The organism is Tabrizicola sp. (assembly GCF_034366665.1).
Lineage (GTDB): Bacteria > Pseudomonadota > Alphaproteobacteria > Rhodobacterales > Rhodobacteraceae > Tabrizicola.
Genome location: NZ_JAXMMF010000040.1, coordinates 13,130 through 39,059, shown reverse-complemented (window position 1 = coordinate 39,059; position 25,930 = coordinate 13,130). Strand labels below are relative to the sequence as shown.

Annotated in this window: 29 protein-coding genes and 1 riboswitch; of the genes, 11 read left to right on the top strand and 18 right to left on the bottom strand. The window is 66.3% G+C overall.

The features are described 5' to 3' along the window. Window positions 1-14: 14 nt before the first annotated feature. Window positions 15-614, top strand: a complete 600-nt coding sequence (locus tag U1E69_RS05425) for a TetR/AcrR family transcriptional regulator (RefSeq protein ID WP_322243377.1) — start codon at window positions 15-17, stop codon at window positions 612-614. Here the strand turns inward: U1E69_RS05425 and U1E69_RS05420 are convergent. The 11 genes from U1E69_RS05420 to U1E69_RS05370 all read right to left on the bottom strand — a co-directional run bounded on the left by U1E69_RS05420 (window position 598) and on the right by U1E69_RS05370 (window position 10,878). Then, window positions 598-1,212, bottom strand: coding sequence for a transferase hexapeptide repeat family protein (locus U1E69_RS05420; protein WP_322243347.1), 615 nt, complete (start codon window positions 1,210-1,212; stop codon window positions 598-600). The two genes, U1E69_RS05425 and U1E69_RS05420, sit on opposite strands and share 17 nt — an antisense overlap. Next, entirely contained in the window at window positions 1,212-3,287 is a 2,076-nt protein-coding gene (gene paaZ / locus U1E69_RS05415) for a phenylacetic acid degradation bifunctional protein PaaZ (protein ID WP_322243346.1), read from the bottom strand. The genes U1E69_RS05420 and paaZ overlap by 1 nt, the downstream gene beginning before the upstream one ends. A gap of 43 nt (window positions 3,288-3,330) precedes the next feature. Next, window positions 3,331-4,086 carry a Phenylacetic acid catabolic protein gene (locus U1E69_RS05410; protein ID WP_322243376.1) on the bottom strand — a complete coding sequence of 252 codons (756 nt, stop codon included), beginning with the start codon at window positions 4,084-4,086 and terminating at the stop codon, window positions 3,331-3,333. Between the two features lie 7 nt (window positions 4,087-4,093). Continuing rightward, window positions 4,094-5,170 (bottom strand): 1,2-phenylacetyl-CoA epoxidase subunit PaaE, encoded by a 1,077-nt coding sequence (gene paaE / locus U1E69_RS05405; RefSeq protein WP_322243345.1) that lies wholly within the window; start codon window positions 5,168-5,170, stop codon window positions 4,094-4,096. A 25-nt stretch (window positions 5,171-5,195) separates the two neighbouring features. After that, on the bottom strand, window positions 5,196-5,717 hold the full coding sequence (gene paaD / locus U1E69_RS05400) for a 1,2-phenylacetyl-CoA epoxidase subunit PaaD (protein WP_322243344.1): 522 nt from the start codon (window positions 5,715-5,717) through the stop codon (window positions 5,196-5,198). A 4-nt stretch (window positions 5,718-5,721) separates the two neighbouring features. Then, a complete protein-coding gene (paaC, locus tag U1E69_RS05395) occupies window positions 5,722-6,561 on the bottom strand; it encodes a 1,2-phenylacetyl-CoA epoxidase subunit PaaC (protein ID WP_322243343.1) in 840 nt (279 codons plus the stop codon). Continuing rightward, complete coding sequence (gene paaB / locus U1E69_RS05390) at window positions 6,561-6,845, bottom strand: 1,2-phenylacetyl-CoA epoxidase subunit PaaB (protein WP_322243342.1); 285 nt, start codon at window positions 6,843-6,845, stop codon at window positions 6,561-6,563. The genes paaC and paaB overlap by 1 nt, the downstream gene beginning before the upstream one ends. Window positions 6,846-6,910: 65 nt before the next feature. Beyond that, the gene (gene paaA, locus U1E69_RS05385; protein ID WP_322243341.1) at window positions 6,911-7,912 is read right to left on the bottom strand and encodes a 1,2-phenylacetyl-CoA epoxidase subunit PaaA; all 1,002 of its coding nucleotides are present in this window, start codon (window positions 7,910-7,912) and stop codon (window positions 6,911-6,913) included. Between the two features lie 14 nt (window positions 7,913-7,926). Beyond that, window positions 7,927-9,132: a 3-oxoadipyl-CoA thiolase gene (pcaF, locus tag U1E69_RS05380; protein ID WP_322243340.1), complete on the bottom strand. Its 1,206-nt coding sequence runs from the start codon at window positions 9,130-9,132 to the stop codon at window positions 7,927-7,929. 161 nt (window positions 9,133-9,293) lie between these two features. Further along, window positions 9,294-10,130: a PaaX family transcriptional regulator C-terminal domain-containing protein gene (locus U1E69_RS05375; protein ID WP_322243339.1), complete on the bottom strand. Its 837-nt coding sequence runs from the start codon at window positions 10,128-10,130 to the stop codon at window positions 9,294-9,296. A 124-nt stretch (window positions 10,131-10,254) separates the two neighbouring features. Continuing rightward, window positions 10,255-10,878 carry a glutathione S-transferase family protein gene (locus U1E69_RS05370; RefSeq protein ID WP_322243338.1) on the bottom strand — a complete coding sequence of 208 codons (624 nt, stop codon included), beginning with the start codon at window positions 10,876-10,878 and terminating at the stop codon, window positions 10,255-10,257. A gap of 68 nt (window positions 10,879-10,946) precedes the next feature. Here U1E69_RS05370 and U1E69_RS05365 point away from each other — a divergent pair, with 68 nt between their 5' ends. The 10 genes from U1E69_RS05365 (at window position 10,947) to U1E69_RS05320 (ending at window position 20,618) form a co-directional block, all read left to right on the top strand. After that, window positions 10,947-11,651, top strand: a complete 705-nt coding sequence (locus U1E69_RS05365) for a YafY family protein (RefSeq protein WP_322243337.1) — start codon at window positions 10,947-10,949, stop codon at window positions 11,649-11,651. Between the two features lie 51 nt (window positions 11,652-11,702). Continuing rightward, window positions 11,703-12,614, top strand: a complete 912-nt coding sequence (locus U1E69_RS05360; protein WP_322243336.1) for a glycosyltransferase family 2 protein — start codon at window positions 11,703-11,705, stop codon at window positions 12,612-12,614. 18 nt (window positions 12,615-12,632) lie between these two features. After that, on the top strand, window positions 12,633-13,445 hold the full coding sequence (locus U1E69_RS05355; protein ID WP_322243335.1) for a hypothetical protein: 813 nt from the start codon (window positions 12,633-12,635) through the stop codon (window positions 13,443-13,445). Then, entirely contained in the window at window positions 13,442-15,232 is a 1,791-nt protein-coding gene (locus U1E69_RS05350; RefSeq protein ID WP_322243334.1) for a glycosyltransferase family 2 protein, read from the top strand. The genes U1E69_RS05355 and U1E69_RS05350 overlap by 4 nt, the downstream gene beginning before the upstream one ends. Window positions 15,233-15,326: 94 nt before the next feature. After that, on the top strand, window positions 15,327-15,665 hold the full coding sequence (locus tag U1E69_RS05345; RefSeq protein WP_322243333.1) for a hypothetical protein: 339 nt from the start codon (window positions 15,327-15,329) through the stop codon (window positions 15,663-15,665). Window positions 15,666-15,719: 54 nt separating this feature from the next. Next, entirely contained in the window at window positions 15,720-16,445 is a 726-nt protein-coding gene (locus U1E69_RS05340) for a HupE/UreJ family protein (protein ID WP_322243332.1), read from the top strand. A gap of 14 nt (window positions 16,446-16,459) precedes the next feature. Further along, the gene (locus tag U1E69_RS05335) at window positions 16,460-17,209 is read left to right on the top strand and encodes a hypothetical protein (protein ID WP_322243331.1); all 750 of its coding nucleotides are present in this window, start codon (window positions 16,460-16,462) and stop codon (window positions 17,207-17,209) included. 85 nt (window positions 17,210-17,294) lie between these two features. Then, a riboswitch (TPP riboswitch) is annotated at window positions 17,295-17,393 on the top strand. Between the two features lie 36 nt (window positions 17,394-17,429). Continuing rightward, a complete protein-coding gene (gene thiB, locus U1E69_RS05330) occupies window positions 17,430-18,413 on the top strand; it encodes a thiamine ABC transporter substrate binding subunit (protein ID WP_322243330.1) in 984 nt (327 codons plus the stop codon). Beyond that, on the top strand, window positions 18,389-19,933 hold the full coding sequence (locus U1E69_RS05325; RefSeq protein ID WP_322243329.1) for a thiamine/thiamine pyrophosphate ABC transporter permease ThiP: 1,545 nt from the start codon (window positions 18,389-18,391) through the stop codon (window positions 19,931-19,933). The genes thiB and U1E69_RS05325 overlap by 25 nt, the downstream gene beginning before the upstream one ends. Then, a complete protein-coding gene (locus U1E69_RS05320; RefSeq protein ID WP_322243375.1) occupies window positions 19,920-20,618 on the top strand; it encodes an ATP-binding cassette domain-containing protein in 699 nt (232 codons plus the stop codon). The genes U1E69_RS05325 and U1E69_RS05320 overlap by 14 nt, the downstream gene beginning before the upstream one ends. Before the next feature lie 48 nt (window positions 20,619-20,666). On the opposite strand, the gene U1E69_RS05315 is transcribed toward U1E69_RS05320, so the two are convergent. The 7 genes from U1E69_RS05315 to U1E69_RS05285 form a co-directional block, all read right to left on the bottom strand. Next, window positions 20,667-21,458 (bottom strand): cytochrome c1, encoded by a 792-nt coding sequence (locus tag U1E69_RS05315; RefSeq protein WP_322243328.1) that lies wholly within the window; start codon window positions 21,456-21,458, stop codon window positions 20,667-20,669. Between the two features lie 13 nt (window positions 21,459-21,471). Continuing rightward, window positions 21,472-22,794 carry a cytochrome b gene (gene petB / locus U1E69_RS05310; RefSeq protein ID WP_322243327.1) on the bottom strand — a complete coding sequence of 441 codons (1,323 nt, stop codon included), beginning with the start codon at window positions 22,792-22,794 and terminating at the stop codon, window positions 21,472-21,474. A gap of 11 nt (window positions 22,795-22,805) precedes the next feature. Then, a complete protein-coding gene (gene petA, locus U1E69_RS05305; RefSeq protein ID WP_322243326.1) occupies window positions 22,806-23,378 on the bottom strand; it encodes a ubiquinol-cytochrome c reductase iron-sulfur subunit in 573 nt (190 codons plus the stop codon). A gap of 182 nt (window positions 23,379-23,560) precedes the next feature. Then, window positions 23,561-24,169, bottom strand: a complete 609-nt coding sequence (locus U1E69_RS05300) for a glutathione S-transferase (RefSeq protein ID WP_322243325.1) — start codon at window positions 24,167-24,169, stop codon at window positions 23,561-23,563. Next, a complete protein-coding gene (locus tag U1E69_RS05295) occupies window positions 24,166-24,483 on the bottom strand; it encodes a hypothetical protein (protein ID WP_322243324.1) in 318 nt (105 codons plus the stop codon). The genes U1E69_RS05300 and U1E69_RS05295 overlap by 4 nt, the downstream gene beginning before the upstream one ends. Window positions 24,484-24,618: 135 nt before the next feature. Beyond that, complete coding sequence (locus U1E69_RS05290; protein ID WP_322243323.1) at window positions 24,619-25,182, bottom strand: hypothetical protein; 564 nt, start codon at window positions 25,180-25,182, stop codon at window positions 24,619-24,621. A 9-nt stretch (window positions 25,183-25,191) separates the two neighbouring features. Next, window positions 25,192-25,815, bottom strand: coding sequence for an FMN-binding negative transcriptional regulator (locus U1E69_RS05285; RefSeq protein WP_322243322.1), 624 nt, complete (start codon window positions 25,813-25,815; stop codon window positions 25,192-25,194). Between the last annotated feature and the right edge of the window lie 115 nt (window positions 25,816-25,930).

Below are 25,930 nucleotides of genomic sequence, written 5' to 3'. Positions count from 1 at the left end.
TCAGGAATATCATCATGGCTCGGACACGGGCAGCAGACTTCGAGGAAAAGCAGCGCGTCATTCTGGACCACGCCGCACAGGTCTTTGCCGATCAGGGGATGGAGAAAGCCTCCATGTCCCAGATCGCGACTGTGGCACAGGTGTCGAAGGCGCTGCTCTACCACTACTACCCCAGCAAGGACGCGCTGATCTTCGCGATCATCATGGGCCATCTGGAGGAACTGGACCACGCCATCGAGGCGGCGGACGATCCTTCGCTCCCGCCCGAAAAGCGCCTGCGCAAACTGGTCGGCGTCGTGCTGGAGGCCTACCGGGGCGCGGACAACCAGCACAAGGTGCAGCTGAACGCGACCTCGGCCCTGTCGGACGAGCAAAAGGCCGAGATCACTGGCGTTGAACGCCGCATCGTGCGGCGCTTCTCTGCGGTGCTGGATCAGGTGAACCCCGGCCTGAACACCAAGGAGCGGCCCTTGCTGATGCCGGTGACCATGTCGCTCTTCGGCATGATGAACTGGGTCTACATGTGGTTCCGCGACGGCGGCCGCATCAGCCGCGAGGATTATGCCGACGTGGCGACCACCCTGATCCTCGAAGGGATCAAGGCCGTCCGTTAAGGCCCGCCAGCACCTTCGGATCGTATGCCGGAGCCTTTGCCCGGCGACGATCCGCTTCGGGTGCCGTCAAGGCAGTCGCTGGTCTCAACTTCTCCGGCGCTTCCAGTGCCAGACGCTGATAGATCGCGGTCCCTTGCGATTTCCAGGCGATCTCGTCGTCCGAGAGTTCCCGCAGCACCTTGGCCGGGGAGCCCACCGCAAGACTGCGCGGCGGGATCACCGCGCCCGCCTTCACGAAGGCCAGCGCCGCGATGATACTGTCCGCGCCCACCACCGCCTCGTCCATCACCACGGCGTTCATGCCGACCATCGCGTTCCGCCCGATCCGGCAGCCGTGCAGCACAGCGCCGTGGCCGATGTGACCCGCTTCTTCGATCACTACGTCCTTGCCGGGGAAGGCATGGACGACGCAGGTTTCCTGCAGATTGCTGCCGGTTTCCATCACGATCCGCCCGAAGTCCCCGCGCAGGACGGCGCCGGGGCCGACGTAACAGGCGGGGCCGATGATCACATCGCCAATCACTACGGCCTCGGGGTGGACGAAGGCCCTGGGGTCGATGACCGGGACGATCCCATCCCAGGAGTAGATGCGGGCCATTACTCGGCGGCCTGGGCGATGGAAGGCCAGACCTTGGCCACCATTGTCAGCACGTCATATTGCGCGACGACTTGCCCGGTCTGCTTGGTCACCTGGCAATCCCAGCGCACCTCGCCATATTCGGCATTGGCGCGGGGGTTGATCTCTTTGCACGTGAGCCGGACCTGCAGCGTGTCGCCGAAGTAGACAGGCGTCAGGAAACGCATGTTGTCGACGCCGTAGTTCGCCAGTACCGGACCCGGAGCCGGATCGACGAACAGGCCCGCCGCAAAAGACGCAATCAGATAGCCATGCGCCACGCGGTCGTCGAAGAACGGATTGGCCTTGGCCGCCGCACTGTCCATATGGGCATAGAAGGTGTCGCCGGTGAAATGGGCGAAGTGCTCAACATCCTCTTGCGTCACCTGCCGGGCCGCCGTGACCAGCTGGTCGCCGATACGAAGCTCGGCCAGCGACTTGCGGAACGGGTGGACCCCGTGCTGCACATCCGCGCCGGGGGTCCAACGCCCCGTTACGGCGGACAACAGCCGCGGGCTGCCTTGCACGGCAGTGCGCTGCATGTAGTGCTTCACGCCGCGCATGCCGCCCATCTCCTCGCCACCGCCAGCCCGCCCCGGCCCGCCGTGGACCAGCGGCGCAAGCGGAGAGCCATGCCCCGTCGAGGACTTCGCCGTCGCCCGGTTACCGATCAGCACCCGCCCATGATGCGGTGCCAGACCCAGCACTGCTGCCTCGGCCACCTTCGGATCGTCGGTGAAGACCGAGGACACGAGCGAACCCTTGCCCTTCGCCGCCAGCGCCACCGCTTCCTCGATGTCGTCATAGGGCATGACGGTGGACACCGGCCCGAAAGCCTCGACATCATGCACCGCGCCTGCCGCAAAGGGGGTGTCGCAGTACATGAGGACCGGGTTCAGGAAGGCCCCCACCTTGGCATCCCCCGACGCCACGCGGACGGTGTCGGGGTTCCCCGCCACTATCTCGGCATCCGCCTGCAACTCACGAATCCGCGCCCGAACTTCCTCGCGCTGGTCCATGCTGGCAAGCGGACCCATCCGCGTGCCCTCTTCCCCCGGCAGACCCAGCGGAGTCTTCTCCAGACGATCCCCAAGCGCAGCTATCACCGCCTGCACATGGGCGCGCGGCACGAAGACGCGGCGGATGGCGGTGCATTTCTGCCCCGCTTTCGCTGTCATCTCGCGCGCGACTTCCCTGACGAACAGATCGAACTCCGCAGTCCCCGGCCCGGCATCGGGACCCAGGATACTGGCGTTCAGACTGTCCGCCTCCATCGTGAAGCGGGTGGAATTCTCGATCACCGCCTTGTGCGACTTCAGCTTCCGCCCGGTCCAGGCCGATCCGGTGAAGGTCACCGCGTCCTGGCCCGTGACATGGTCCAGAAGGTCGCCCACGGAACCGGAGATCAGTTGCAGCGCGCCTTCCGGCAGCAGACCTGTCTCGATGATCCGCCGCACGACCAGTTCGGTCAGATAGGCCGTCTGCGACGCGGGCTTCACGATGCAGGGGACGCCCGCGATCAGCGTCGGCGCGATCTTCTCCAGCATCCCCCAGACCGGGAAGTTGAAGGCGTTGATATGGACCGCAACCCCCTGGATCGGCGTCAGGATGTGCTGGGCGACGAAACTCCCGTCCTTCGACAGCACCTCGACCTCGCCATCGGTCAGCACACGGGTGTTCGGCAGTTCCCGCCGCGCCTTCGAGGCGAAGGTCAGCATCGTGCCGATTCCACCCTCGATATCCACCCAGCCATCGGAGCGGGTGGCGCCGGTGTGCAGGCTTTCGGCGTAGAACTCTTCCTTCAGCTCCATCAGCTTCAAGCCAAGCGCCTTCAGCATCCCGGCCCGGTCATGGAACGACATCGCCCGCAGCTTCGGCCCCGCGACCTCGCGCCCGTAGGCCAGGGCCCCGGCAAAGTCGACGCCGGAGGAATCGATGGTGGCCACGACCTCTCCGGTCGCGGCGTCAAGCAAGGGTTGGCCGTCGCGGGCGCCGGGGGTCCAGCGGCCGGAGACAAAGCTTTCCAACCGGCGCGGGGGGCGGGCCGATGCGGTCATGGGGTTCATCCTTGGTCAGGGCGGGGGCCAGGCCCCCGGCAGGTCAATTCAGGCCGATCGGCCCTAGGGTTTCAGCGACCAGCGCGTCCCAGCGGGCGTGCAGCGTCTCGTTCGTGGTATGGCGCAGGCCGAATTTGGCCTGGGTGTCGTAGCGGGCCGAGTTCGCGATGCCAAAGGTCACTGCCACCCGCGGACGCCAGTAGGCGACGGCGGCTTTGGCCTGGGCCTTGCCCTCGTCCGTGGCGACAAGGCGGTCCAGCCCCTCGATCCCCAGCGCGGCATGACGCGCCTCACGCGGGGCGATCTCGCGGAAAACCTCGGCCAGGGGGGCGTAAGAGACGCGGGTCAGTTCGGTCATCTGGACGCCCGTGGCGAGGCCCATAAGCACGTTCATCACCACCGCATCGGCCCAGCCGGTGATCGGGTAGTGGAACACCGACAACCGCATGTCGCCCCCCGTCCGCACCGACCCGAAATCGGCGTCCCGCGCAACGCGGGCGGCCCAGTCGTGCTGGCGCTGATACCGTGCGGTGTCGGTGCCGAAATCGGCCATCACGGCAAGCACCCGCTCGGCATGGTCGGCCTTCTCCAGCGTGATCCGGCTGGCGGCGATCCGCTCCTTGATCCCCGGCGCAAAGTTGATCGACCCGGCGAACCCGGCCGAGGCCGCAAGCTCGCTGTCCACAAAGGACCCCATCAGCCGCATCAGCTCTCCGCGATAGCGCGCGGGCACATTGCCGGGGGACGTCAGGACGCCGCCCTGGGCAAGGTAGTCCTCGATATTCATCGTCTCGGTCATGCTGCCCTCACTCATCGTATGTCACCACGACCTTGTCGGTCAGCGGGAAGCTTTGGCAGGACAGGACGTAGCCGGCCCTCACCTCGTAATCCTCAAGCGCGTGGTTGGTGTGCATCTCGACCTCGCCCTCCAGCACCTTGCAGCGGCAGGTCGAACAGACCCCGGCCTTGCAGGAATAGGGCGCGTCCAGCGCGTTCTCGATGGCGGCGTCCAGAATGCTTTGGCCCGCGCGCGGCATGGCGAAGCTGCGGGTGGTGCCGTCCAGCGTCACGGTCGCGGCGGTGGAGTTGCCAGCCGTCAGGTCGGCCTTGGACACCGGCTTGGCCTTGGCGCGGCCGGGCTGGCCGCTGGCGAAGAGCTCGAACTTGATCTGAGCGTCGGTCAGGCCGTGGTCGCGAAGGCTGGCGGCGATGGCCAGCATCATCGGCTCGGGTCCGCAGATGAAGGCGGTGTCGACGGACTTGGGGTCGATCCAGCCGGTGAACAGGGCTTTCATCTTGTCTGCATCGACGCGACCGGTGAAAAGGTCGATGTCCTGCGCCTCGGTCTCCAGCACATGGATCACTGAAAAACGGCCAAGGTAGGTGTTCTTCAGGTCCTCAAGATCCTCGCGGAACATGATCGAGTTGATCGCCCGATTGGCATAGACCAGGGTGAAGCGGGACTGCGGCTCGTCCGCGAGCACGGTCTTGATGATCGACAGGACCGGGGTGATCCCCGACCCGCCCGCAAAGCCCAGGTAGTGCTTTTCGGCAATGGCATCTAAGGGCGTGAAGAACTTGCCCATCGGGGGCATTGCTTCGATCTCGTCCCCCGGCGCGAGGTTCTCGTTCGCCCAGGTGCTGAACGCACCGCCATCGACCCGTTTGATCCCGACCTGCAGCACGCCCTCGTGCTTGCCCGCGCAGATCGAGTAGGACCGGCGCAGCTCCTCGCCATCAAAGGCCCGGCGGAAGGTCAGGTACTGGCCTTGGGTGAAATCGAACAGCGCGCGGTCCTCGTCGCGCGGGGCAAGGGTCACAACCACGGCGTCGCGGGTTTCGCGGCGGACCTCGGTGACCTTCAGCGGATGAAAGCGAGACATCATGTCCTCCCGTTCGGGCGCATCGTCAGATGCATTTGAAATAGTCGAAGGGTTCCAGGCAGTCGGTGCAGCGGTAGCTTGCCTTGCAGGGGGTCGAGCCGAACTGGCTGACTTTCTCGGTCTTGGTGGACCCGCAGCGCGGGCAGGCGATCACCAGGTTCGAGGTTCCGGCCAACCGGGCCACGCGGCCCGCCAGCCGCCCGTCGGCAGCGGTGCCGTCCACCGGGGGCGCAATCCCGTAGGCACGCAGCTTTTCGCGGCCGTCGGCGGTGATCCAGTCCGTGGTCCAGGGCGGCGAAAGCTGGCGTTCAAGGCGCAGCTTTTCGATCCCCTTGGCGCGCAGCGCGGCCTCGATATCCAGGTTGATCACGCTGGTCGCGGGGCAGCCGGAATAGGTGGGCGTCACCGTGACGACCAGAGTGTCGTCTTGCCAGGCCACATCCCGGATGATGCCCAGATCGGTCAGGCTGATCACCGGGATTTCCGGGTCCGGCACCTGGGCCAGCCAGTGCCGCACCATCTGGATATCGGGAAGCACCGCCTTCATCGCCTTACCAGGTGCCGCCGGGATATGCGCGCTGCAGGAACTGCATGTCGGCCAGGATGAAGCCCAAAGCCTCGGTATGCCGACCTTGCTTGCCGCCCTTGTGCTGGAAGGTGCCTTCCGGCAGCACCAGCGTCGCCTCGGCCATCACCTCGGCCACGGTGCGGTCCCAGGCGGCTTTCAGGCTTTCCGGCGCAGGCGCGATCCCGGCGTCAGCCATCGCCTGATCGACCGCGTCACCCAGGAAAAGCTCACCCGTGTAGGGCCATAGAACGTTCAGCGCCTTCTGCATCCGGGTGCGGCTTTCCTCGGTCCCGTCGCCAAGCCGGATCACCAGATCGGCCGAGCGTTCCAGGTGGTAGGCCACTTCCTTCGCCGCCTTGGCCGCGATCTCGGCCACCCGCTTGTCCGAGGATGCTTGCAGCGCGCGCAGCATCTCCATCGCCCAGGCGTCGAACAGGAACTGCCGCATCAGCGTCTGGCCGAAGTCTCCATTGGGACGCTCCACCAGCAGAACGTTGCGGAACTGCGCCGCGTCGCGCAGGTAGGCCAGGGTGTCGGCGGTCCGGCCCTTGCCCTCGACCTCACCGGCCAGGCCCAGCCACAGCTGAGTCTGCCCGATCAGATCCAGCGCGGTGTTGGCCAGCGCGATGTCTTCCTCCAGCACGGGGGAATGCCCGCACCATTCCGACACGCGGTGGCCCAGGATCAGGCAATTGTCGCCCATGCGGCACAGCCAAGTGGCAAAGGCATCGCCGGGGGCGGCGCCCTTGGCGGCCATCGTGCGGATGCCGGGCGCGCGGGCCAGGTCCGCGTCGGAGGTCATAACGTCGGTCAGGGACGGCATCACATATGCCCCACTTCAGCCGGGATGTCGAAGAAGGTCGGGTGACGGTAGACCTTGGAGTTCGACGGCTCGAACAGCGGGCCCTTCTCGGACGGCGCCGAGGCCGTGATCTCGTTCGACTTCACGACCCAGATCGACACGCCTTCATTGCGGCGGGTGTAGACGTCGCGGGCGTTGCAGATCGCCATTTCGGCGTCGGGCGCGTGCAGGCTGCCGACATGACGGTGGTTCAGGCCATGCTGGCCGCGGATGAAGACTTCCCACAGGGGCCATTCGCTGGACATCGGTTTCTCCTCCCGGATTGGGATTGGGGTGCCTGTGGGCGGGCGATTCGCCCGCCCGGTTTCGGTTATTCAGCGGCCAGACGTGCGGCGGCGCGGCGCGCGTCCTGCTTCCTGGCATGCGCCATCAACCCGTCACGGAACCAGGCACCGTCTTCCCAGGCGGTGACACGGGCTTCCAGACGCTCGGTGTTGCAGGGGCCGTTCCCGGCGATGACGTCGAAAAACTCGTCCCAGTCGGGCTCAGAGAAGTCGTAGCCGCCCTTCGCCTCGTTCCACTTCAGGTTCGCATCGGGGATCGTCAACCCGAGGTATTCCGCCTGCGGGACGGTCTGGTCGACGAACTTCTGGCGCAGCTCATCATTGGTGTTGATCTTGATCTTCCACTGCATCGACTGCGCGGAATGGACGGAATCCTTGTCCGACGGCCCGAACATCATCAGCGCCGGATACCAGAAGCGGTTCATCGCATCCTGCGCCATGTCCTTCTGCTCGGGCGTCCCTTGCAGGCACATCTTCAGCAGGATGTCGTAGCCCTGGCGCTGGTGGAACGACTCTTCCTTGCAGATGCGGATCATCGCGCGGCTGTAGGGGCCGTAAGAGGTCTTTTGCAGCTGCACCTGGTTCATGATCGCCGCGCCATCGACCAGCCAGCCCACGGTGCCGATGTCGGCCCAGTTCAGCGTGGGATAGTTGAAGATCGACGAATACTTCATCTTCCCGCTGTGCAGCGCCGCCAGAAGCTCATCCCGGCTGACACCCAGCGTCTCGGCGGCAGAGTAGAGGTAAAGCCCATGCCCCGCCTCGTCCTGCACCTTGGCCAGCAGGATCGCCTTGCGCTCCAGTGTCGGCGCGCGGGTGATCCAGTTGCCCTCGGGCAGCTGGCCGACGATTTCGCTGTGCGCGTGCTGGCCGATCTGCCGGATCAGGGTCTTGCGATAGCCCTCGGGCATCCACTCCTTCGGCTCGATCTTCTCGCCCCGGTCGATGCGGTCCTGGAAGGCGCGTTCCTGGTCCGACATCTCCTCGCGCGATTTGGCGCCCTCGGCCTTGACCATCTGTGCGTACATGGCTCGTTCCTCCCTCAGACTTTCTCGATGATGATGGCGATGCCCTGGCCGACGCCGATGCACATGGTGCAAAGGGCATAGCGGCCCCCAGTGCGGTGCAACTGGTACATCGCGGTGGTGATCAGACGCGCGCCGGACATGCCAAGCGGGTGGCCCATCGCGATGGCGCCGCCGTTCGCGTTCACATGACCCGCATCGTCGGGCAGTCCCAGATCGCGCAGTACGGCCAGGGCCTGAGCGGCGAAGGCCTCGTTCAGCTCGATCACGTCCATCTGGTCCAAGGTCAGGCCAGCCCGCGCCAGAACCTTGCGCACTGCAGGTGCCGGGCCCACGCCCATGACCCTGGGCTCCACCCCCGCCGCCGCCATTGCCACGATCCGCGCCTTGGGCGTCAGGCCCTGGGCCTTCGCGGCCTCGGCCGACAGCACTGCCAAAGCCGCCGCCCCGTCATTCACGCCCGAGGCATTGCCCGCCGTGACCGACAGATCCGGCCCGTTGACGCCGCGCAGCTTGGCCAGCTGTTCCAGCGTGGTGCCGGGACGCGGGTGCTCGTCGGTGTCGATGACCAGCGGATCGCCCTTCTTCTGCGGGATCACCACCGGCACGATCTCGTCCCGGAAGATCCCCGCCGCCTGTGCCGCGGCCCAGCGCTGCTGGCTGCGGATCGCAAAGGCATCCTGGTCCGCGCGGGAGATGTCGTAGTCCGCCGCCACATTGTCGGCGGTTTCCGGCATCGAATGGGTGCCGTAGATCTTCTTCATCGCCGGGTTCGGGAAGCGCCAGCCGATGGTGGTGTCATAGACCGCATTCGACCGCGAAAAGGCGGTGTCGGCCTTGGGCATCACGAAGGGCGCGCGGCTCATGCTTTCGACGCCGCCGGCGATGACAAAGTCGCAGTCCCCGGCCTTGATCGCCCGGGCCGCCATGCCCACGGCATCCATGCCCGACCCGCAAAGGCGGTTCACCGTGGTTCCCGGCACGCCAATGGGCATCCCGGCCAGCAATACGGCCATTCGGCCCACATTGCGGTTGTCCTCGCCCGCCTGGTTGGCGCAGCCGTAGATCAGGTCATCCACCGCCGACCAGTCCACCTGCGGATTGCGCGCCATCAGCGCCTTGAGAGGTTCGGCCGCCAGATCGTCGGCGCGCACCTGCGCCAGAGCCCCGCCATACCGCCCCACGGGCGTTCTGACCGCATCGCAAATGAAGGCCTCGCGCATCCTTCCCCCCTGCTTTGATGTGACGAAGGCCGGTGATTCCCTATTCGCCGACCGATCGGTCAACGTATACGACGCAATACATCACACAACAAGAGAAAAATTTGCCATTCGTGTAATGTTTTACCCTGGCCGCCAAGGCCGCAGCCCGACCGACACTCCGGTCAGGACTGGCGCAGAAGTCCGGCGCGGCGTTGGGCGGTCAAGTCGGTTTCGGCAGGCAACAGCCCGTCAACCCCTTCGCAGCAGGCCGCGATATGACGGTGCGCGCCAGGGGTAAGCGCCTCATAGGCCCGGCGGAACAGGGCGCGCGACTCGGCGGCGTTCCAGTTTGGCGGCAGATGTTCAGCTGGAAGACGCGGGTCGCGCAGCAGAACGAAACGGTAGGCGTGGACCAGCAACAGCCGCGCGGTCAGGGCATCCGCATCGCCAAGTGCTGCAGGATCAAGGCCCGAGAACAACTGCATGAAGCCGTCATAGCCTTCGGACAGCGCCGTCAGATCCCAGAAATCGGCCAGCGGGACCGCCGTTGTCACCGCTTCGGCCCGGAAGCCAAGCGCCCCATCCGGGAAAGGCTGGCTGCGGTCCGGGCGGATGAAGACCTGCCCCCCCATATGGCCCATCCGCTGACGGCGCGCGTCTTCCGGCTTCAGGTCCCGGTCATACAGGATCTGCCAGCCCTTTGCCGGACGGTCCGGCCCATACAGCAGATCGGCGGCGGCCATGAACGAGGCCGAGGCCTGGCTTTCCAGACGATAGTAGCTGCGCCGCCCGATCCGTTCCCCCGCTAGCTGCCTTGCGGCCACCAGCCGCGAGATTGCCGTCCGCACCAGGGATTCGTTGATCCCGACCCGGTCGCACAGCGCGATCAGCGACCCGGTCCAGAGGACTCCCGCCCGCGGCACGACGATGTCGCCATAGATCGTGACGATGAATGCCGCCGCGTTCAGCCGCATGCGGTCGGCAAGCTCTCGCACATCCTGCTGCGGCACCGTCGTCACCTGCGTCCCCACTCTCCCTGCCCGGTCCGCTGCCATATGCCGACTTGGGGATCATGGGGCAATACCGCAGATCGAACTCGCTGCCGGACCCAAAGGCCCGGCAGCGGCCCTCATCCCCTGAACGTCACGCCGCTGCGCGCAGGGCTGCCATCCGTCGGGCATCCTCGGTCCGCACCTTGAGGCTGGCCGCCCGCGCCTTGCAGCGGTCCACCCAGTCGCGGATCAGCGGGTCATCGGGAATCCCCTCGGGAAACCAGGCGTAAGGGCCATGCAGCAGGATATCCGCCGCGCTGAAGCTGTCGCCCATGATCCAGTGACCCGCTTCCAGCGCCGCGCGCAGCCGGGCCACGGCCGTCTTGTGGTCGCGGATCGCCGCCGTCAGCCAGGGATGCGTGATGCCTGCGCCCTCCAGGATGAAAGCCGGTTCCAGTACACCCTGATACCAGGCCATCCATGTGGCGAAAGCGCCCCATTCCGGCGTGCCGACCATTGGCGCCATGCCGCTGTCGGGAAAGAGACTGGTCAGGTGCAGGATGATCGCCGCGCGTTCGGTCAGGACGACCCCGTCATGCACCAATGCCGGGACCTTGCCCTCGGGATGCGGGTTTGCGGGATCGCGCCCGCCCGAGCCGTCCATGCGGGGTATGGTCACTGTCCGCACCTCGATCCAGTCTTGGATGCCCATCTCCTCGATCAGCGACAGGATCGCGACCGAGCGGCTTTCGGGGGAATGATAAAGGGTCAGCACGTCTTTCTCCTTGCGTTGCCATGCGATCAGATTAGCCTACCCCTCCTGCCATAACCTGACAGGATGCGATGCCGAAGTCCGACCGCCTGTTTCGCCTGTTGACCGCCTTCCGGCTGCTTCCCCAGCCGGTCACCGCCGCACGGCTGGCCGAGGAGACGGGCGTGTCGGAACGCACGCTCTACCGCGATATCCAGGCCTTGCGGCTTGCGGGCGCGCTGATAGATGGCGCGGCGGGGGCGGGCTATACCCTGACCGAGGACCCCGCGCTGCCGCCACAGATGTTCACCCGGCTGGAGGTCGAGGCGCTGATCCTGGGTCTGGCCGAGGTGACAATGGCCGGCGACCCCGCGCTTGCGAAAGCCGCGGCTGCAGCGCAGGCCAAGATCATCGCCACCCTACCCGACCGCGTGCAGCGTCAGGCGGTTCATGCGGTGACCCAGACCTACCGCCACGAACGCCGCGCGCCCTTGCCGCCGCACATGCAGACCCTGCGCGAGGCGGCCTGGGAAGAACGCGCGCTGGACCTGACTTACCGCGACCTGAACGGCCAGGTGACCCACCGCCGGATCTGGCCCCTGGGCACCGTCTTTCTGGACCGCGAGGTGCAGTGCCTGGCTTTCTGCTGTCTCCGCCAGGATTTCCGCCGCTTCAAGGTCGCGCAGATGACCGACATCCGCGTGACCGACGAAAGCTTCCGCCCCCGTCGCGTGCCGCTGTTGCGCAGCTTCATCGACCAGTTGCGCACCGAGGGTGGCCGCGCCACCTCCGCTTGAAAGCCTTTGGAGCCGCGTGATAGCGTCCCGGCGCATCCTCAGGGAACCCAGATGTCCGACAGCCCTGCCACGCTTGATCCGACCAAGAAGCCGGCCGGGGCCATGACGATGGTCTACAAGGACTATTACTTCCTGCAGCGCTGGGTCGATTACTACGGTCGCCAGTTCGGGCGCGAGCATCTTTACGTCCTGTCCCACGGCGGCGACCCGGAACATGACCGCATCTGTGACGGTGCCAACGTCATCCACCTGCCCCGCGACCCGACGATGTGGCGGATGGAACGGCGGCGCTGGGGCATCAACAGCCAGTTTTCGGCCGGAATGCTGCGCTATTACAACTGGTTCATCGTCGGCGACGTGGACGAGGTGGTCATCGTCGACCCCGCTGTCGCCCCCGATCTGGTGACCTACCTTGCCCGCTACACCGGCAAGCGCGCGCCCGCCTCGCTGTGCCCCTTCGGGATCGAGCTGGTCCACAACCCCGAGGCCGAGCCGGAACCCTTGGCCGACGACCAACCGATCCTGTCGCGCCGCCGCGTCTTCCGGGCGAATGCCAACTACGCCAAGCCCTGCGTCTTGCGCAAGGAGACCGGCTTTACCATCGGCGGGCATGCCAACAGCCACCAGCCGCGCGTGCTGGACCCGCATCTTTACCTCATCCACCTGCGCTTCTTCGACTTTGACCGGGTCACCGAGCGCCTGGCCGGTCGCAAGGACATGCGCGCGATCATGGCCGGGGACCGCAACCCCGATGAGGTCGGCAAGGCCTGGGGAAAGGATCTGGAAACCTTCCTTGCGCTATCCAAGGGCGTCGCCGTCCGCGAGGACGCCGAACTCCCTGACTTCCGCAAGCGCATGATCGACGAACAGCAACACCTGCACGACGGCAAGATCACTTTCTTCGGCGGGGGGCGGACCAAGTCGCTGTTCCGCCTGCCCGACCGTTTCGCTTCGGTCTTCTGACCGCCCAAAGGACGCCCCATGGACCTGAACCGCCGCCCTGTCGCCTCGCTCTGGATTGGCGAAAGCCTGCATTACGTCAACCAGTTGTGCCTGAAGTCGCACCTGGTGATGGGGCATCCGGTGACGCTGTATTGCACGGACAGCGTCCGGAATGTGCCTAAGGGCGTCGAAGTCCGCCCCGCGACCGAGATCATGGACATCGACCGGAACATCGTCGCCGAAACCTCGGCGTCCTTCCTGTCGAACGTCTTCCGCTACAAGATGATCGCCAAGACGGGTGCGATCTGGATCGACTGCGACGCCTACTGCTACCGCCCCTTCCCCGAGGGGCAGGAGCATATCTACGCCGGCCACGGCATGCGCGGCGCGTTGAACTGCGGGGTGGTCGCCATGCCGACGACCGGCAAGCTGATCGAAAGCCTGCTCGACTATTATGACAACCTGCCGGACTACCCAGCGTGGTGGGGCAACCGGCAGAAGAAGAAGATGGACAAGCTGGACCGCTCGCTGCCGAAAGCCGTCCGCATCTTCCAGACGGAACGCACGGCCTTTGGCCCGCAGGCCTTTACCCATTTCGCGCAAGCGACGGGCGACATCGACAAGGCGATGACCGCCGACACGCTGTACCCGGTCCCGTTCCAGCTGAACGACGTGTTCTACGACCCGCATTCCAACGTCGAAGGCCACTTCACCGACGCGACCCTGTCGGTCCACATCTACACCAATGCCGCCCGGCCCTGGTGGCGCAAGAACCCGCCCCTGAAAGGCAGTTACATCGCCCGGATGTGCGAAAAGCTGGAGATCGACCCCACCGCCGCGCTGGAAGAATGAGCTTCACCCGCCAGACCAGCCCGCATGGGTCACTGGTGGTCCTGTCCACCATGAAGGACGAAGGGCCCTTCGTCGTCGAATGGGTCGCGCATCACCTGGCCTTGGGCTTCACCGAGCTGATGGTCTACACCAACGACTGCTCGGACGGGACCGACACGCTTCTGAAACGGCTGGAGGCGATGGACACCGGCGTCCATCACCGCGAGAACGTGATCCCCAAGGGCATGAAGCCCCACCCCTCGATGCTGAAGGCCGCTGCCGAGGAACCGCTGATCGTCAACTCGGACTGGGTGCTGGTGATCGACGCGGACGAGTTCATGGTGATCAACCACCCCTCGGGCACGCTGGACGGTCTGGTCACCGACCTGAACGCGATGGATGCCCATGCCATCGTGATGACCTGGCGGATCTTTGGGTCCTCCGGCGTCCGCGACTGGTCGCGCGCACCGATCACCGACCAGTTCACCCGCGCCGCGCCCGAGTTCTGGAACAAGGGCTGGGGCACCAAGACCATGCTGCGCTTCGACGCCGCGCATCAGCGGCTGGGGATGCACCGCCCGGTCATCAAGGAGAAGTTCCGCGAAACCGACTATCCCGACAGCCAGCACTGGGTGAACGGGTCGGGCCGCCCCTTGGAGGAATGGTTCAAGTTCCGCGGCTGGCGCTCGATCCGGCGGACGGTGGGCTATGACTGGGCGCAGATCAACCACTATGCCATCAAGTCGATGGACGCTTACACGCTGCGGAAGTTCCGCGGCAATGCGAATGGCAAGCTGACCAAATACGGGTCCGACTACTGGTCCCTGCAGGACCGGAATGAGGTCGAGGACCTCAAGATCGCCCGCCACCGCGACCGCCGCGAGAGGATCATGGCTGCGCTCTTGCAGGACGACGAGGTCCGCGCCCTGCACGAGGCCGCACATGCCCGGGCCGAAGCGCGGCTGGCGGAAATCCGGCTGTCGCCCGACTACCAGACGATGGTCGACGACCTGATCACAGGGTCCGGCGTCCCGATCAGCCAGGTCGTCGCCAAGCCGCCGAAGCTGCGCGACAAAGAGGCCGTGAAGGCGGTCCAGACCAAGCTGGAACAGCGCCGCAACGCCCTGCCGAAAGAGGACCGCCGCACCCCGCCGCCGCCCGGATGGGGGTCAGCTTTCGCCTCGCCCTATGTCTCCGGTTCTGCAGACCTGTCGGCGGACATCCCGCTGGAAGTGGTCGAGAACCAGACCGTGAAGATCCCGCTGGACCCCCGCGTTTTCACGGCAGCCACGATGGAGGTCTTGAAGTCCGGCAAGTTCGACCGCCGCCATGCGCGCAACATCGCGGGGTTCCTGAACGGCTGCACCCGGCTTCTGGACCTTGACTGCGGCATCGGTTTCGTCGCCCTGCGCGCCCGCGCCGCGAACCCCGATCTGCAGGTGACCATCCACGAAGAACGCCCCTCGCTCCTCCTCATGTCCCGCCGCATCGCCGCGCTGAACTTTGCCCACGCCAGCGGGATCACCTGGTCGCAGGCCACCCTGAACGCCGAGGGCATCTGGTCCGGCCTGCACAAGCTGCTTGCCTCTGCGCGACCCGAGGTTCTGCGCCTGTCCGGCCCACTTCTTCCGGCCGAGGCCTTCACCGAGGCCGCCCTCACCGGCGTCCGCCGCATCCTGGTGCCCTTCCTCGACCCGTCCGAGGTCACCGCCGCCCGCACCAAACTTGCCCCCGCCCTCGCCGCCCTTGGCTTTGCCGAGGACATGACAGGCGAGCCGAACGGCACGATCTATCTCCGCCGGGAATGATCCTGTCCCCGGCTTGCGGAAGGCAGCCGCAATCCCTACCTTCCCGCGAACCGTCGGAAGAACGACAGGGGAAACCATCCCCGAAAGGCAGGGAATGCGGGCGATCCTGACCAGTTTCGGCATCGAACGGGCGCTTTGCCTGCTTCTTCTGCTTGCGCTGGCGCTTGCCCCCGCGGTTGAGGCTGCCCACCACGGCCCCGGAACGCTGGTCGCCGAGGCGGACCACCATACCCACGAAGCGGGCGCTGATCACCACCACCCCGAGGCCCACCACGACTCCAGCGACCACGACCATGTCAGCGTCGCCCTGCTGACCAGCCACGGCGTCGAGGTCTACTCGAACCCAGGCCGCGACGACCCTTCGGGGTCCTTGGTCGCCGTAAGCTCTCCGCCTGACGGCCCAAGGCGACCGCCCCGTCCGATGACGACCTGAGCCGCCGCCCCGCAAAGGGCGGTTCGACAGTTCTCATCAGTCAGGAAAGACCACATGGTTTCCACCCAACGGACGCAGTGGCGTCCCCCCTTGCCCTGGCAGGCGCTGCTGGCGCTTGTCACCTGCCTTGCCGCCCTTCTCATCGCCGGAGCGGCCCTGGCCCACAACGTCACCGAAGGCGACGCGGGCTATGTGCAAGAGGTGACGGGCTTTCGCCCGATCGCCTTCATCTATCTTGGCGCCAAGCACATGGTGACCGGCTACGACCACCTGCTGTTCCTGGCCGGTGTGATCTTCTTTCTCTATCGAACGAAAGACATCGCCACCTATGTCAGCATCTTCGCCGCCGGCCATTCGATCACGATGATCGCTGGCGTCTGGTGGTCGATTTCGATCAACGCCTACGTCATCGACGCGATCATCGCGTTCTCGGTCGTCTACAAGGCCTTGGACAACCTTGGCGCCTTCCGGCTGTGGTTCGGCGTCCAGCCGGATACCAAGGCGGCGACGCTGATCTTCGGGCTTCTCCACGGCTTTGGCCTCGCGACCAAGATCCAGGACTACGACATCTCGCCCGACGGGCTTCTGGGCAACCTGATCGCGTTCAACGTGGGCGTCGAGCTGGGCCAGCTGATGGCCCTCGCGTTGATCCTGCTGGCGATGCGCCAGTGGCGGGCGCGTCCGGCCTTCGCGCGGCAGGCCTATGCCGCGAATGTCCTGATGATGGTGGCTGGCTTTGCCCTGATGGGCCTGCAGATCACCGGCTATTTCGTCGCCTGAAGGGAGGGCGCACCATGACCAATCCTTACGAACTGCGGGCCGAGACCCGTGCCGCCGTCCAGACAGTGCCTGCCACCCCCGGTGGCCTGATCCGGTCCACTCTTCTGGCGGCCGGGTCTGCAGGGGCCATCCTTGTCCTCTTCTGGTTGCCGGCCGAATACGGGATCGACCCGACCGGGGTGGGCGGGCTGACCGGCCTGACCGAGATGGGCGAGATCAAGCAGCAGCTTGCCGCCGAAGCCGAGGCGGACGCCCAGGCCACCGCAGCGCCGGCCGCTGTGCCAACCGCTGCCGCACCCGAGATCCTTGCGCGGCTAGACCGGATCGACGCCCAGCTTGCCGCCATTTCCGCGGTGATCGGCACCCAGCCCTCCTTGACGGGAGCTGCGCCCGAGTCTGCGGCCGCGGCTTCCGATCCCGTCGAGGCCGCTGTCGCCGAAGCCACCACCCCGGACTGGCGCGACGAGGTCAGCTACACTCTGGCCCCCGGTGAAGGGATCGAGGTGAAACTGGCGATGGAGGAAGGCCAGACGGCCCGCTACGTCTGGACGGCAAATGGCGGCGTGGTGAACTTCGACATGCACGGTGACGGGGCCGGGCAGAAGATCAGCTACGAACAGGGCCGCGCCGTCCCTGACCAGGCCGGAGAGCTGACCGCCGCCTTCACCGGCAACCACGGCTGGTTCTGGCGCAACCGCAGCGGCGCGCCCGTGACGGTGACGCTGCGCACCGGGGGCGACTACCAGGACCTGCGCGCGCCGTGATCCTTCCCCGCACCACCCGCCGCAAGGCCAGGGTGGTGCGGCGACCCGAAGACCCCTTGCACCTGCCGCCCCTTCCCCTATGTTCCCCCTTACCTCGGGGAGCCCTGACCGGCTGAGATGCGAAAGCGAACCCGTCGAACCTGAACCGGATCATACCGGCGGAGGGAAGGTGCATGGGTTCTCCATCCCCGACCATTCCGTCGCAACATGGAGAAAAACGATGCAAAAACACCTCCTTGCTGCGGGCCTTCTGACCATCGCGATGCCTGCGCTGGCCGAAACTCCCGTCCTGACCGTGCTGACCTACGACAGCTTCACCTCGGAATGGGGCCCCGGCCCGGCGATCGAGACGGCGTTCGAGGCCACCTGCGCCTGCGACCTGCAATTCGTTCCCGCGGGCGACGGTGCGGCGCTTCTGGCCCGGGTCCAGTTGGAAGGCACGGCGTCGGAGGCTGATGTTGTGCTGGGTCTGGACACCAGCCTGACCGCCGCCGCCAGCGCCACGCAACTTTTTGCACCACATGGGAAAACCCCGACGACCAACCTGCCGGTGGACTTCGCCGACCCCAACTTCCTGCCCTTCGACTGGGGCTGGTTCGCCTTTGTCCACGACAAGACCAAGCTGCCCGAGCCGCCGAAATCCTTCGAGGCTCTCGCTGCCTCGGACCTGAAGATCGTGATCCAGGACCCCCGCTCCTCGACGCCGGGCCTTGGGCTGCTGCTTTGGGTCAAGGCCGCCTATGGTGACCGCGCGCCGGAAATCTGGCAGGGGCTGGCGGACAACATCGTCACCGTGACGCCCGGCTGGTCCGAAGCCTACGGCCTGTTCCTGGAAGGCGAGGCGGACATGGTGCTGTCCTACACCACCAGCCCGGCCTACCACCTGATCGCGGAAAGCGATGACACCAAGGGTGCCGCCCTGTTCGACGAAGGCCACTACATGCAGATCGAGGTCGCCGGAAAGCTTGCCTCGTCCGACCAGCCCGAACTCGCGGACCAGTTCCTGGATTTCATGCTGACTGACGCGTTCCAGTCGGTCATTCCGCAGACGAACTGGATGTATCCGGCAGTCACCCCCGCGGCAGGCCTGCCAAAGGGATTCGACGCCTTCCGCCCGGCGAAGTCACTCCTGCTGTCCCCCGAAGAGGCGCAAGCCGCCCGCGACGCGGCACTGGCCGAATGGCAAGCCGCGCTCGCCCGCTGAACCTGATCGCCCCGGCGCTTGCAGCCCTGCTGCTGGCGCTGGTCCTCGCCCCCTTGGCCGCGGTCGGCTGGCGGGGGGCGGGGATGTCGCTTGGCCCCGCCGACTGGACCGCTGTCCGATTTTCTGTGACGCAAGCCCTTCTCTCCGCTGCTTTTTCCACGCTCCTGGCCATCCCAGTCGCCCGCGCCCTGGCGCGCCGCCGGTTCCCGGGGCGCGGCCTTCTTGTCACCCTGATGGGTGCGCCGTTCCTGTTGCCTGCCGTGGTCGCTGTCCTTGGGCTTCTCGCTGTTTTCGGCCGCTCCGGCGTTATCAACCAGGCGCTTGTCGCCCTTGGACTGCCGCCGATCTCGATCTACGGGCTGCACGGCGTTGTCCTGGCCCATGTGTTCCTCAACCTCCCCCTGGCCACCCGGATGATCCTGCAAGGCTGGCTGTCCATCCCGGCCGAGCGGATCCGGTTGGCGCAATCCCTGGGTTTCGGCCCGTCCGAGACGTTCCGCCACCTGGAATGGCCCATGCTGCGCGAGGTGCTGCCCGGCGTCGCGCTGGTGATCCTGGTGATCTGCCTGACCAGCTTTGCCGTGGTCCTGACCCTGGGCGGCGGGCCTTCCGCCACCACGATCGAGCTGGCGATCTACCAGGCCGTGCGGTTCGAGTTCGACTTGGGCCGGGCTGCCGGGCTGGCCGGGGTGCAACTGATCCTGGGCGGGATCGCGGCGCTGGCGGCCTGGATACTGACCCGGCCTGCAGGTTTCGGGGCCGGGCTGGACCGGGACCACTCCCTGGCGGCCCCCGCCGGATGGCGGCGCTGGGGGGATGGCATGGCGCTGGCCGCAAGCGCGCTGTTCCTGGTGCTGCCGCTGGCTGCCGTGCTGTGGCGCGGACTGCCCGGCCTGGGTGATCTGCCCGCCTCGGTCCTGCCCGCGGCGGTGCGGTCGGTCCTTGTCGCGCTGATCTCTGCGCTTCTGGCCACGACGGCGGCGCTGACTTTGGCGCTTGCCGCAGCACGCCACCGAAGTACCCTGCTGGAAGGCGCGGCGATCCTGCCACTGGCAACCTCCGGTCTGGTGCTGGGAACCGGGCTTTTCCTGCTGATCCAACCTTTTGCGCCGCCGATGAGCCTGGCCCTTCCGGTCACCATCCTGGTCAATGTGGCCCTGTCGCTGCCCTACCTTTACCGCATCCTTCTGCCCGAGGCCCGCGCCTTGCAGGCCGACTATGGCCGCCTGGCCGACAGTCTGGCGCTGAAAGGCTGGCCGCGCCTGCGCTGGCTGGTCCTGCCGCGCCTGGCCCGCCCGCTGGGCTTTGGCACCGGGATCGCCGCAGCCCTGTCGATGGGCGACCTGGGGGTCATCGCGCTTTTCGCCGGGGAGCGGCAGGCGACGTTGCCGCTTGTCGTCAGCCAGCTGACCGGCGCCTACCGGATGGAAGCCGCCGCCTCTGCCGCGCTGATCCTTGTCACCCTGTCCTTCGCCCTCTTCTGGGCCTGTGATGCCGGAGGCCGCCGTGCTGCAGCTTGACCGCCTGACCCTGGTGCAAGGGACCTTCCGCCTGACCGCCGACTGGTCGGCTCCGCCGGGCAGCCGAATCGCGGTCATGGGGCCGTCGGGCGCGGGGAAGTCCACGCTTCTGTCGGCGCTCGCGGGCTTTCTGGCCCCGACCGAGGGGCGCATCCTGTGGCAGGGCAGCGACCTGGCCGGGGTGCCTCCCGGCGACAGGCCGGTAACGATCCTCTTCCAGGACCAGAACCTGTTTCCCCATCTGACTGTGGCGCAGAACCTGGGCCTTGGCCTCCGCCCCGACCTGCGGCTGACGCCAGCGGACCATGCGCGGATCGACGAGTCCCTGGCGCGCGTCGACCTTGAGGGCCTGGGTCCACGGCGTCCCACCCAGCTTTCCGGCGGGCAGGCCAGTCGCGCGGCGCTGGCGCGGGCGCTGCTGCGAGCCCGCCCGATCCTGCTGCTGGACGAGCCCTTTGCCGCGCTGGGTCCCGCCCTGCGGGGCGAGATGCTGGACCTGGTGCGCGCCGTGGCGGACGACACCGGGGCGCTGGTCCTGATGGTGACGCATGACCCGCAGGACGCATTGGCGCTTGGCGGCGATACGGCCTTTGTGGCGGGGGGCGTCGTGCAGGCCCCGGTCGAGACGCGGACGCTTCTCGCCCATCCGCCCAAGGACGTGCAGGACTACCTGGGCCGCAAATGAAAAACCCCGCACGAGGGCGGGGTTTTCCGGAACGCTTGTGTAGGCCGATCAGGCGGGCTGCTTCTTGCCCTTGATCCCGGCCCAGAGGCGCTTGTTGGTAAGGTACAGCAGCGTCGCCAGAAGCGCGAGGAACAGCACGCTGACAAAGCCCGCGTTGCGGCGGTCCATCAGCTTCGGCTCGGCCGCCCAGTACAGGAACGACGCGACGTCCATCGCCATCTGGTCCACCGTGGCCGGAGTTCCGTCAGCATAGGTCACAGCGTCGTCGGACAGCGGCGGGGCCATTGCGATCCAGCCAGTCGAGAAGGCGGTGTTCTCGTAGAAGAACGAGCCGAACTCTTCCTTCTCTTCGCCGGTGTAGCCGACCAGGATGGCGTGGATGTACTCCGGCCCGCCCATGCCCTTGAAGAGCTGGTTCATGCCCGTCCCGTAAGGCCCGTGGAAGCCAGCGCGCGCCTTGGCCATCAGCGACAGGTCGGGTGCGCCAGCCCCCGTGTTGGCCGGGAAGTTGTCGGTCGGCAGGCCCTCGCGGTCCTCGCCGGTTTCCTTGTCGGTCACGGTGAACTGAGTGGCATAGGCGCGGACCTGATCCTCGGGCAGGCCGGGGCCGCCCTCGTCCGACAGGGTGCGGATCGGGACGTACTTCAGGCCGTGGCAGCCTGCGCAGACCTCGGTATAAACCTGAAGGCCGCGCTGCAGCTGGAACTGGTCGAACCTGCCGAACGGACCTTCATGGGCGAAGGCCACGTCCTCGACATGCCCACCTTCCCCGGCGGCGATGACGCCCCCGGCAGTCAGGGTCAGGGCCGATGCGGCGATGAGTGCGATGTTGCGGAACATGTTCGGTTTCCTCTCACTCGGCCGGATGGGCTTTGGAGCCGTAGTGGGCATTGAAGTCTTCCTCGATGGTCGCGGGCTGGGCCAGCGGCTTCTCGATCACGCCAAGCAGCGGCAGGATGACCAGGAAGTAGGCGAACCAGTAGGCCGAGGCGATCAGCGAGATCGTGGCGTACGGTTCTTCCGCGGGCATGGCACCGCACCACATCAGGACGATGAAGTCGACGACCAGCAGTGCGAACCACCACTTGAACATCGGGCGATACTTGCCCGACCGGACCGAGGAGGTATCCAGCCACGGCGCAAGCGCCATGACCGCGATGGCCCCGAACATCGCCAGCACGCCGAAGAACTTGGCGTCGATGATGCCGAAGGACAGCCATTCGGCCGCGATCACGACCCAGACGTCCGCGGTGAAGGCGCGCAGGATCGCGTAGAACGGCAGGAAGTACCATTCCGGCACGATGTGCGCGGGCGTCGCCAGCGGGTTCGCCTCGATGTAGTTGTCGGGGTGGCCCAGGTAGTTCGGCATGAAGCCGACGATGGCGAAGAACACCGCCAGGATCACCGCCAGGGCGAAGAGGTCCTTGATCACGAAGTAGGGCCAGAACGGCACGGTATCACGCTCGGCTTCTTCCTTGGACCCACGGCGAACCTCGACTCCGGTGGGGTTGTTGTTGCCAGTGGTGTGGAAGGCCCAGATGTGGACCGCGACCAGCGCCGCAATCACGAACGGCAGAAGGTAATGCAGCGAGAAGAAGCGGTTCAGCGTCGCGTTGTCCACCGCTGGTCCGCCCAGAAGCCAGGTCTGGATCGATTCGCCGATGCCCGGGATCGCGCCGAAGAGGCCGGTGATCACCGTGGCACCCCAGAAGGACATCTGGCCCCAGGGCAGCACGTAGCCCATGAAGGCTGTGCCCATCATCAGCAGGAAGATGATCATCCCGATGATCCAGGTCACCTCGCGCGGTGCCTTGTAGCTGCCGTAGTAAAGGCCGCGGAAGATGTGCAGGTAGACCGCGAAGAAGAACAGCGACGCGCCGTTCTGGTGCAGGTAGCGGATGAAGTAGCCGCCGTTCACGTCGCGCATGATGTGCTCGACCGAGGCGAAGGCCATGTCGACATGCGGCGTGTAATGCATTGCAAGGACGATCCCGGTGACGATCTGCAGCGCAAGGCAGAAGGTCAGGACGATGCCCCAGATCCACATCCAGTTCAGGTTCTTGGGCGTGGGGATCACGATGGTGTCGTAGAGAAGCCCGACGATGGGCAAGCGCTTGTGCAGCCAGCGCTCACCAGCGGTCTTGGGCTCGTAATGGTCGTGCGGAATTCCGGCCATGATGTTGATCCTTACCCAAGCTTGATCGTGGTTTCATCGGTGAAGGCGGCAACCGGCACCGGCAGGTTGCGCGGGGCGGGCCCTTTGCGGATACGGCCCGCCGTGTCGTAGTGCGACCCGTGGCAGGGGCAGAACCAGCCGCCAAACTCACCCGCGCCATCGCCCAGCGGCACGCAGCCAAGGTGGGTGCAGACGCCCATCATCACCAGCCACTCACCCGCGTCGTCAAGGGTGCGGTTCGTGTCCGAGGCGTCAGTGTCGGGCTTGTTGGCATTTTCCGATCTTGCATCGACAAGGTCGGTCAGCGCGGTGTTGCGGGCGGCTTCGATCTCTTCCGGGCTGCGGCGGCGGATGAAGACCGGCTTGCCCAGCCATTTCACCGTCAGCTGCGTGCCAACCTCCACGGCCGATACATCGACCATGATGGAGGCCAGCGACCGGACATCTGCCGAGGGGTTCATCTGGTTGACCAGCGGCCAGACAGCGGCGCCAGCGGCCACCGCCCCGGCGCCCGCCGTTGCGTAGTACAGGAAATCCCGCCGATTGCCTTCGCCGGTGCCTGCGTGATCGTCTGCGTGGGACACGAGATATTCTCCCCTTTCAGGCCGGTGGTTGCCGACCCATATGACTTGAGGGGCAATGGATGTGCCATGCCCCGCCGCGCGAGTATCTAGCCAAGGCTTTCCCCCTCGTCCAGCGGACAAAGGGGCGCAGGGCCGCATTTCTCTGCGGCCAATGGTCCGGTGTTGCGCGGCAGACGCGCGGGTCAGGCGTCGGGCGCGGTGGCACGCATCGCGGGGCGGGCGTCGAAGGCAGCATACCAGTCGGCCAAAGCGGGATGGCCTGCCCGCCAGTCGCGGTCGGCATGCCGGAAGTCCAGGTAGCCCAGCGCGCTGCCAACCGCGATCTGGCCCATGTCCAGCGGACCGGAGAGGTGGCTCATCCAGCGCTGTTCCAGCGCGGCCAGGGCGCGGGCGATCTTCTGCCATTGCGCGTCGGCCCAGGCGGGGGACCGGGTAGCCTCGGGGCGAACGAAGGTCTCGTACCGCATCAGGACGGCGGCCTCGGCGATGCCGTCGCCAGTGGCTTCGATGACCAGAGTGTCCCACAGCCGCGGGGCGGCGGGATAGAGGTGGGCTTGCAGAAGGTCGTCCAGGTAGCGGGTGATCACCCGGCTGTCATAAAGCGTGGGGCCGTCGGGACGCTCCAGCGCAGGGATCTTGCCCAGGGGGTTTCGGTCGATGGGCAGGGTGCCAGGGTCAAGGGGGCTTCCGGAAGCCGGGACCAGCGTGACACGGTCGGTGGCCCTGGCCTCGTGCAGCAGGACCATCACCTTGCGGACAAAGGGCGAGGCGGGGGCGTGGTACAGTTTCATTCGTCGGTCTCGCGCAGGCGGAGTCGGGCCATCAGGCTGGCGTCCACTTCATAGGCTTTGCCCCGGAAGCGGACCACCCGACGGAGCCTTGCTGTCGCATTGGTCTGCCGATCCCCCGGACTGTCGGCGGCCCGGTCTGCAGGGTGGTGGACCGTGAGACCTTCGCCCAGCTCGTCCAGCGCATCCTCGGCCCGCTGATCGGTGCGGCCGGGATACGCGGCAGAGCGGACCCATCGGGTCACCGCCCAGCTCGTCGAGGCGACAAGGCCAAGGCGCACGGCCAGCGGGATCAGGGGGGCGAGGGGCAGGGGCATGGGGACCTCCGGGATGATGGGGGAAGTCTAGGGCGGCAGGGGGCCGGGTGTAAACCGGGCTTGAGACTGTCCACGGTGGACATTCCCGGCAAGACACTTGATTTCAATGGCTTGGCCGTGGACGGCAACGGAATGTTAACGGACCTCCGCAGCCCTTGGCGGCGCTTGAACCTGATCGGGGGCGGTCAGCCAGCCATTCACCGCCTCGGCCATCCGCTCGGGCTTGCGGCCATTGGTGTAGTAACTGGTGAAGGGCACGATCTCCGACGGGTCCCGCAGCCGTAACTCGGTCCGGTAGGTCGTGCCATCGCTGTCCGTGCTGGCGCCAAGCTGCGCCGTCTCGACCCGGTCCAGCGCATATACCTCGCGTGTCAGACCGCCGACCGAGCGGCTGGTGCGAGTCACCGCCCCTTGGGCACGGTCGAAGGTCAGCCGCACCCGGCGCACCATAAGCGCGCCGATCAGAATCGGAACACCCCCGCCGACCAGAAGCATCATCAGGCCACCAAAGACCTCGCCCGCCGCAAGCAGCTTCATGCTGCCAAAGAGGAAGATCAGCGTCATGCCGATCATCAGGATGCCGATGAACCAGGGCCTGTCCTCGATCACAAGCAGCTGGTCGGAACGGTGGATGACCTTCATGCGCAACCCGTCGATCTGGATCGCGGGGAACCTGCCATGCCGGACGCGGTCCGGCAATGTTTTCCGCTAGCCAAGGTCCTGGCGGATCAAGGCGGCAATGTCCTGCGCATGGGCATTGCCCTGCGACAGGGCCACCGCCGCGCGGGCGCGGATTTCGGGGGTCTTGTTCTGGTTCAGCTTCCACGTGCCCTCGACCGCCGTCACCTGGAATCGGAAGGGCAGAATCATCCGCATCATCCGGGGCATCGCGCCCTCGGTCATCTTGGCGCTGGTCCAGGGGCGCTTGCCCGCGATTCGGCTTTCGTGTTCCGCTGACAGGGCATCGACATGGGGACGAAGCGCGCCTTCGGGCAAAGGCTCCAAGGTCCCGCGCAGGTGGACGGCGACATAGTTCCAGGTCGGAACCTGATCGGGGACGTCGGTGTGCGGGCCATACCAATCGGGCGAGATGTAGGCGTCCGGCCCCGCCACGGCGATCAGCGCGGGGGCGGGCAGTCCTGCACGGGCGATGGGGTTCGACCGCGCCAGGTGCAGCTCGGCAAAACTGGCGTCAGCGTTGAGAAGGAAGGGGATGTGGGCGGCAAGCGGGCCTTCGGGGCCGTTGATCGACAGGATGCCGAAACCGCGGGCGCGGGCGAAGGCGAGGTTCCGGGCGCGGGGTTCCTGTCGAAAGGCGGGATTCGGGTGCATGGCGGGGGGGCTTTCGGGCACTGCGGGTGAGGTCACGACAAAACCCTTCGAAGGATTCTGCAAGTTCTTTCGAACAGACCTGCGCCCGGTGGCGGCTCCTCGTGCGACTTCGTCT